1 protein-coding gene is annotated in these 1,191 nt (G+C 73.1%); it reads right to left on the reverse strand.

The annotated features are described in order from the left end of the window. Positions 1-117 precede the first annotated feature (117 nt). Positions 118-1,101: a non-homologous end-joining DNA ligase gene (gene ligD / locus AB0G02_RS41265; RefSeq protein ID WP_360806326.1), complete on the reverse strand. Its 984-nt coding sequence runs from the start codon at positions 1,099-1,101 to the stop codon at positions 118-120. Positions 1,102-1,191: the final 90 nt, after the last annotated feature.

Here is a 1,191-nt window from a genome sequence, read left to right on the forward strand (position 1 = left end):
GGATGACCGGCTCACTCGGCCACCGGTGACGATTGCCCGGCTACGTCCGACGTCCGTCCCGGCCGGATGGTCGTGGTCGCCGGTGGAACGACTGCGTCGCCGTGCCGGGCGCCCGGATCAGCCGCTCGGCCGGCGGACCTGCTCCGGATCCAGGTCGTCCCGGAGCCCGCGCCAGGACGGGTGGCGGAGTCGGTGGTCGCTGGTCCACTGGCGGAACTCCACCTCGCCCACCAGGACGGGGTCGACCCACTGGGCGTCGCGGGCGAACTCGCGCGGGACGGGCGTGGCGAACGGGCTGGTGGCCCGCCGCAGGTCGGCCAGGCGTTGTCGCAGGTCCGTCAGGGCGCGGTCGGTGAAGCCGGTGCCGACGTGACCGATGAACACCAGGCCGGTCTCGTCGTGGGCGCCCAGCAGCAGCGAGCCCATCGTGCCCGAACGTCGGCCCTGGCCGGGTTTCCAGCCACCGACCACGACGTCCAGGGTCCGGCGCAGGGGTGTCTTGACCCACGCCGGCGACCGCCGTCCCGGCTCGTAGCGCGACGTGGCCCGCTTGCTGACGATGCCCTCCAGGTCGTGCTGCTCGGCCACGCGCAGGATCGTCGCCGGTTCGGTGTCGGGGAAGCTCGGCGGGACCTGGATCGCGTGGTTGCCCGGCAGCTGCAACGCGGTCAGCATCGCCCGCCGCTCCGAGTACGGCCGGTCCTGCACCGACCGCCCGTCCAGCACCAGCAGGTCGAACACGTAGTAGGCGATCGGCGCCACCCGCAGCGACCGGGTGCCCGCCGCGGTACGCGTGCGCCGCTGCAACAACCCGAAGCTCGGCCGCTGGTCCGGCCCGAGCGCGACGATCTCACCGTCGAGCACCGCGCTGCGCCCGTGCAGCAGCTCGGGCAGGATCCGCAACTCCGGGAAGCGACCGGTCAGGTCCAGGTGGTTGCGGCTGAGCACCCGCACGTCCCTCCCCTGGCAGTACGCCACGCCGCGGTAACCGTCCCACTTGAACTCGACCGCCCACCCCTCCCCCGTCGGCGGCTCACCGGGAGTGGCCAACATGGGCGGGATGAGCGGCAGATCACCGGCGACGAGGGCCGCACGCGCCACCACGACCACCTCCCGGCACCGACCGGTGTTCATCGTCACCGGGAATCGGGCGGAACGCGACCGGAGACGTCCACGCCCTCTGCCGCGTCA

The organism is Actinosynnema sp. NPDC023658, assembly GCF_040639995.1.
Lineage (GTDB): Bacteria > Actinomycetota > Actinomycetes > Mycobacteriales > Pseudonocardiaceae > Actinosynnema.